The sequence below is a fragment of the Streptomyces sp. NPDC047981 genome (assembly GCF_040653315.1).
In the GTDB taxonomy this organism is placed as follows: Bacteria; Actinomycetota; Actinomycetes; order Streptomycetales; family Streptomycetaceae; genus Streptomyces.
In genome coordinates this window covers 24,727-31,021 of sequence record NZ_JBEZNQ010000019.1, presented here as the reverse complement: position 1 = coordinate 31,021, position 6,295 = coordinate 24,727, and the positions used below count along the sequence as shown (strand labels likewise).

Below are 6,295 nucleotides of genomic sequence, written 5' to 3'. Positions count from 1 at the left end.
GGCCGGATGCGTGAGGTTGACGGCGCGCCTTGACGCGACGTCCGGGAGACTCAGCCCAGGAGGGTGGTCAGCTCGACGTGCTCGAGGCCGTGCGCCTCGGCGACCTCCTTGTAAACCACCTTGCCGTCATGGGTGTTGAGGCCCAGGGCAAGGGCGGCGTCGCGGCGCAGCGCCTCGACCCAGCCGTTGTTCGCCAGCGACACGATGTAGGGCAGCGTGGCGTTGGTGAGGGCGTACGTGGAGGTGTTCGGCACCGCGCCCGGCATGTTGGCGACGCAGTAGAAGACCGAGTCGTGGACCTGGAAGGTCGGCTCGGCGTGGGTGGTCGGGTGCGAGTCCTCGAAGCAGCCGCCCTGGTCGATCGCAATGTCGACAAGGACACTTCCGGGCTTCATCTTGGCGACGAGCTCGTTGGTGACCAGCTTCGGGGCCTTGGCACCCGGGATGAGGACGGCGCCGATGACGAGGTCGGCCTCGATGACGGCCTTCTCCAGCTCGTAGGCGTTGGAGACGATCGTCTTCACCTTGGTGCCGAAGATCTTGTCGGCCTCGCGGAGCTTGTTGATGTCGCGGTCGAGCAGGGTCACGTGGAAGCCCATGCCGACGGCGATCTGGGTGGCGTTCCAGCCGGAGACGCCGCCGCCGATGACGACGCACTCGCCGGCGTGGGTGCCGGGGACGCCGCCGGGCAGGACGCCGCGGCCGCCGACCGAGCGCATCAGGTGGTAGGCGCCGACCTGCGGGGCCAGCCGGCCCGCGACCTCGGACATCGGGGCGAGCAGCGGCAGGGCGCGGTTCGCGGTCTCGACGGTCTCGTAGGCGATGGCGGTGGTGCCGGACTCGAGCAGCGCGTCCGTGCACTCGCGGGAGGCGGCGAGGTGCAGGTACGTGAAGAGGGTCTGGTCCTTGCGGAGGCGGTGGTACTCCTCCGCGATGGGCTCCTTGACCTTCAGGAGCAGGTCGGCCGTGGCCCAGACCTCGTCGGCGGTGGGCAGGATCTGCGCACCGGCGGAGACGTACTCCTCGTCCGTGATCGAGGAGCCGACACCGGCGTTCTGCTCGACGAAGACCTGGTGGCCGTTGCGGACGAGCTCGTGGACACCGGCGGGGGTGATGGCCACGCGGAACTCGTTGTTCTTGACCTCGCGGGGGATGCCGACCTTCATCGTCGATCACGGTCCTTGAATCAGGGGAAACGGGGGTGCACTGCGATACATACCCGGATGCAAGGGGGCGCACCGGGGCAGACCGCGGTCGATCGCGGCGCAACCAGTCTAATGAAGGAGTTCCCCGTGTCTAGCCTTGCAAAGCATTATTCTTCGACGGAAGCACTGCGGATTTCGTAGGCGGAGGCCTCGCCTCCGAGGAGCCTTTCGGCCGCGGACCGGTGCAAACGGGCCGCCGCGGGGTCCCCGAGCCGGTCGAGGGTGTCGGCGAGCCGGAGCTGGAGCGCCGCCTGAAGCCGCACGTCCTGGGCCCGCCGGGCCCACTCCACCGCCTCCTCGCAGGTCCGCAGCGACTCCTCGGGCCGTCCGGCGTACTCCTGCACCCGGGCCGCCTCGCTCAACGCCCGTGCGTGGCCCGGGAGATCGGCCAGGCGCCGGTAGCCCGCCGCGGCGGCGCGCCAGTTCCGCAGCGCCTCGCCGTACCGGCCCGCGTAGGTCTGCACCGCGCCGAGCCGGGCATAGAGCCGGGCCTGGTCGGCCCGCTCGTCCCGGGCGAGGCGCTGGGCGAGGGCCCGCCCGTACCAGTCGGCGGCCCGCTGCCAGTCCCCCAGCTCCTGGTAGGAACCGCCTACGGATTCCATCGCGCGGCCGGTCGCGTACGGGTCGTTCGCGGCCCTTCCGGCGTCCAGAGCGGCCCGGTAGCGGGCCAGGGCGTCCTGGGTGCGGCCGGTCCTGGCGTCGAGATCGGCGAGATTGAGCAGCGCGGCGGCCCGCTCCCGGTGCAGTCCGCGCCGCTCGGCCACGTCCAGGACCAGCTGGTGCAGCCCGTACAGCTCGGGTGCGGCGGCCTCGGCGCCGCGGTGCGCGGTCTCGGCCCTGACCAGGGCGGCGACCAGCCGGCGGGCCAGGGTGTCGAGCTCGCCGTCGGCGACGGCGAGGCGGGCGGAGGCGAGCAGCACGGGCCGGCGGCTCTCCAGCCAGTCGGCGGCGGCCGGCACGTTCGGGAAGCGCAGGGCGCGGGGCAGCCCGGCGAGCTTCTTGCGGGCCGGGGACCCCTCGGGTTCGGTGACCGCCCGGCAGGACTGGAGGAGCCGTACGGTCCGCTCCAGCATCCGGGCGCGGGCGAGCTGCACCTCGGCGGGGCGGTCGCGCTCCTCCATCTGCTCCCTGAGCGCCGGGACGAGATGGCCGGGAAGCTCGTACTGGCCGTCCTCCCCCTCCGTGACAAGACCGAGCCCGACGAATCCGGCCAGGGTGGTCGCCGCCGCCGAGACGGAGCAGCCGGCCAGGGCGGAGGCGGTGTGGGCGTCGGCCCGGCCGAGCGGGGCGAGGGTGAGGTAACGCAGTATCCGGGCGGCCGGCTGCGCCAGGGACTCGTGGACCAGCTCGAACGCGCGGGAGAGCGGGTCGCCGGAGAGGGCGCGCAGCCGCTTGGCGAGGTCGGCGACGGAGGCCTTGGGGCGCGCGGCGAGCCAGCCGCCGGCCAGGACGACGGCGGCGGGCTGGCCGCCGCACTCCTCGACGAGGCTCTCGGCGGCCTGCGGGTCGACCGTCACCCGGACGGAGCCGGTGTAACCGGTGAGCATCTCGATCGCCGACTTGGGGTCGAGGCCGCCGAGGGTGCAGGGCCGGACGTCGGGGATGCCGGTGAGCGGGCCCGTGGCGACGGCGACGACGAGCGCGTCGGGGTTGTCCGGGATCAGCGGGTCGACCTGCTCGGCGTCGACGGAGTCGTCGAGGACGAGGACCGCCTTGCGGTCCGCGAGCGCTTCACGGACCAGTTCGGTCAGCTCGTCCTCGCCCGCGCCGGGCGGTTCGTCGACGCCGAGGTCCCGCAGCAGGGCCTGGGCGGCCCGCGCGGTGGGGACCGGGGTGCCGCCGGGTTCGGTGAGCCGGGCGCGGAACACCCCGTCGGGGTAGCCGGTGGCGAGTCCGGCGACGAGTTCGTCGGCGAGCGCGGTCCGCCCGGAGCCGGGGCGACCGGCGATCAGGAGGACGCGCGCGCGGGGTGCCTTGTGGCCGGCGAGGGTGTCGAGTCCGGTCCGCTCGATGTCGGAGCGCAGCGCCTTCAACTCCCGCTGTCGGCCGTAGAAGTTCCGCACCCCGCCCGCTGCCACCGCCTGATCCGTCACGGGCCACGCTCCCGTCCACCTGCGCACGAGCCGATCCCGCGGGGGTCTCCGCACGGGTGATCCGAGCGTAGTTCAGCGCGTGCGCGGGACCCGGCGGAGCAGGGCGGAACAATCCCCCGATCGGATCAGCAGATGTTCACACCGGCAGACAGTCGGACAGTCGTCAGCCACCGCGACATGCCTCAGGAGCTTCCCCGGACCGCACCGGCACCGCGACGAGCGGCAGGGGGTCCCCCGGACCGCACCGGCACCCCGGCTCCCCCCGCCCGCAGGACGCACCGGCCGCACTGACCGCCCTTGTGCCTCCCCCGCCACGTGCCCGGCCGCCGCCCGCCCGAGGGCTACGACTCGAACGGCCGGGCCGGCCACTCCGCGTCGGCCGGGCGCAGCGCGTCGAGGCCGTCGCCCGCGCGCGCGGCGACCAGCGAAAGGACGCCCAGGACCAGGCAGTTGTTGTGCAGCTCGCCCGCGAGCGCACCGCGCACGGCCTCCGCGAGCGGGACCCGCGCCAGCTCCATGTCGGCCTCCTCGTCGGAGACCTCGTACCGCTCGCCCTGCGCCTCGGACAGGTCGCGCGCCAGGAAGATCCGTACCGCCTCGTCGCTGCCGCCGGGCGTCGTGTAGACGTCGGTCAGGACCCGCCAGTCCTCGGCCTTGACGTGCGCCTCCTCGTACAGCTCGCGCTGCGCGGCGCGCAGCGGGTTCTCGCCCGGTACGTCGAGGAGACCGGCCGGGATCTCCCAGAGCTTCTGCCGCACGGGGTGCCGGTACTGCTTCAGAAGCAGCACTCGGTCCTCGTCGTCGAGGGCGACGACCGCCACCGAACCGGGGTGGACCTGGTAGTCGCGGCGCGCGACGGAGCCGTCGGGCATGACCACTTCGTCCGTGCGGACACTCGTCTTCGCTCCCTGGAACGGGGTCGTCGTCCCGGTGACCCGCCACTCCTCAGGGGTGTCCTGCAAGTTCATCTGCGTCCTTCCACCCTCACCACATACGAAAGCCGGGGTACCGGCCCTGGCAAGGCCTGCGTACCCCGGCAACGTTAACTCCTCGGCCTACTTGGCCGTCTTCCGCTCGACGGCCGCCTTGACCAGCCCGGCGAAGAGCGGGTGCGGACGCGTCGGACGCGAGCGCAGCTCCGGGTGGGCCTGGGTCGCGACCAGGTAGGGGTGCACCTCGCGCGGGTACTCGACGTACTCGACGAGCTTGTTGTCCGGAGACGTACCGGAGAAGACCAGACCGGCCTTCTTCTCCAGCTCCGCGCGGTAGGCGTTGTTCACCTCGTAGCGGTGCCGGTGGCGCTCGTCCACGTACGGCTGGTCGCCGTAGACCTCGCGCACGATGGAGCCCTCGGCGAGCTTCGCCGGGTACAGGCCCAGGCGCATCGTTCCGCCGAGGTCGCCGGCGCCCTCGACGTACGCGAGCTGCTCCTCCATGGTCGAGATGACCGGATGGGCGGTGGCCGCGTCGAACTCGGTGGAGTTGGCGTCCGGGATGTCGGCCAGGTTGCGGGCGGCCTCGATGACGATGCACTGCAGGCCGAGGCAGATGCCGAGCAGCGGCACCTTGTTCTCGCGGGCGTACTGGATCGCGCCGATCTTGCCGTTGACACCGCGGTCGCCGAAGCCGCCGGGGATCAGGATGGCGTCGACGTCACCGAGCTGCTTCTTCGCGCCGGCCGCGGTCTTGCAGTCGTCGGAGGTGACCCACTTGACCTTGACCCGCGCCTTGTTGGCGAAGCCGCCGGCCCGCATGGCCTCGGTGATCGAGAGGTACGCGTCGGGCAGGTCGATGTACTTGCCGACGAGCGCGACGGTGACCTCGTGCTCCGGGTTGTGGACGCGGTCGAGCAGGTCGTCCCAGGTCGTCCAGTCCACGTCGCGGAACGGCAGGTCGAGCTTGCGGACGACGTAGGCGTCCAGGCCCTCGGTGTGCAGCACCTTGGGGATGTCGTAGATCGACTTGGCGTCGATCGCGGCGACGACGGCGGCCTCGTCCACGTCGCACATCAGCGAGATCTTGCGCTTGATGGCGGTGGGCACGTCACGGTCGGCGCGCAGCACGATGGCGTCCGGCTGGATACCGATGTTGCGCAGCGCGGCGACGGAGTGCTGGGTCGGCTTGGTCTTCAGCTCGCCGGACGGGCCGATGTAGGGCAGCAGCGAGATGTGCACGACGAAGACGTTGTCGCGGCCGACCTCGTGGCGGACCTGACGGACGGTCTCCAGGAACGGCAGCGACTCGATGTCGCCGACGGTGCCGCCGACCTCGGTGATGACCACGTCGACGTCGTCGGTCGCCATGCGGCGGATCCGCGACTTGATCTCGTTGGTGATGTGCGGGATGACCTGGACGGTGTCGCCGAGGTACTCGCCGCGCCGCTCCTTGGCGATCACCTGGGAGTAGACCTGGCCGGTGGTGACGTTGGCCGAGCCGTCGAGGTCGACGTCGAGGAAGCGCTCGTAGTGGCCGATGTCGAGGTCCGTCTCGGCACCGTCGTTGGTGACGAAGACCTCGCCGTGCTGGAACGGGTTCATCGTGCCGGGGTCGACGTTCAGGTACGGGTCGAGCTTCTGCATCGTGACCCGCAGGCCTCGCGCCTTGAGGAGCGCACCCAGGCTGGAGGCGGTCAGGCCCTTCCCGAGGGAGGAGGCGACACCCCCGGTGACGAAGATGTGCTTGGTCGTCGTGGTTTTGGGCGGCATCGCCAAGAGGGGGCTCCCGTGGTCGCGTTCTGGAGGTGCGTTCCGGCGTGCCCTCCGGAAGAATCGGGGGGTGCCGTCGCTGCGGTTGCGGGGGCTCGGCTGTCGCCGTTTCCCACCGGTCCACGGGGTACCAGGGTATCAGCGACATCGGGAGACCGCTTCCGGCCACACGGGGCAGTCGGGCGCGCACGGACGGCTACGCGCCCTCCGGGTGCGCCGGAAGCGCCGGGTGGCTGCGGCGTCAAGGGATGCTCACCCGATCGGCGCAACGGCGTTACGAGAGCGTGCCGAA

General features: G+C 71.7%; 4 protein-coding genes. All 4 read right to left on the bottom strand.

The window, feature by feature from the left end; translation table 11 throughout:
- Positions 1-50: 50 nt before the first annotated feature.
- The 4 genes from ald to AB0E14_RS14020 all read right to left on the bottom strand — a co-directional run bounded on the left by ald (position 51) and on the right by AB0E14_RS14020 (position 6,003).
- Positions 51-1,166 carry an alanine dehydrogenase gene (gene ald, locus AB0E14_RS14035; RefSeq protein WP_362416040.1) on the bottom strand — a complete coding sequence of 372 codons (1,116 nt, stop codon included), beginning with the start codon at positions 1,164-1,166 and terminating at the stop codon, positions 51-53.
- A 146-nt stretch (positions 1,167-1,312) separates the two neighbouring features.
- On the bottom strand, positions 1,313-3,298 hold the full coding sequence (locus AB0E14_RS14030) for a tetratricopeptide repeat protein (protein WP_362416038.1): 1,986 nt from the start codon (positions 3,296-3,298) through the stop codon (positions 1,313-1,315).
- Positions 3,299-3,639: 341 nt separating this feature from the next.
- Positions 3,640-4,266, bottom strand: coding sequence for an NUDIX hydrolase (locus tag AB0E14_RS14025; RefSeq protein WP_362416036.1), 627 nt, complete (start codon positions 4,264-4,266; stop codon positions 3,640-3,642).
- An 87-nt stretch (positions 4,267-4,353) separates the two neighbouring features.
- The gene (locus tag AB0E14_RS14020; protein WP_362416034.1) at positions 4,354-6,003 is read right to left on the bottom strand and encodes a CTP synthase; all 1,650 of its coding nucleotides are present in this window, start codon (positions 6,001-6,003) and stop codon (positions 4,354-4,356) included.
- Positions 6,004-6,295: the final 292 nt, after the last annotated feature.

Coding starts and splice junctions, on each gene's coding strand:
- ald (WP_362416040.1), bottom strand. CDS start 1,166: ATGAAGGTCGGCATCCCCCGCGAGGTCAAGAACAACGAGTTCCGCGTG.
- AB0E14_RS14025 (WP_362416036.1), bottom strand. CDS start 4,266: ATGAACTTGCAGGACACCCCTGAGGAGTGGCGGGTCACCGGGACGACG.
- AB0E14_RS14020 (WP_362416034.1), bottom strand. CDS start 6,003: ATGCCGCCCAAAACCACGACGACCAAGCACATCTTCGTCACCGGGGGT.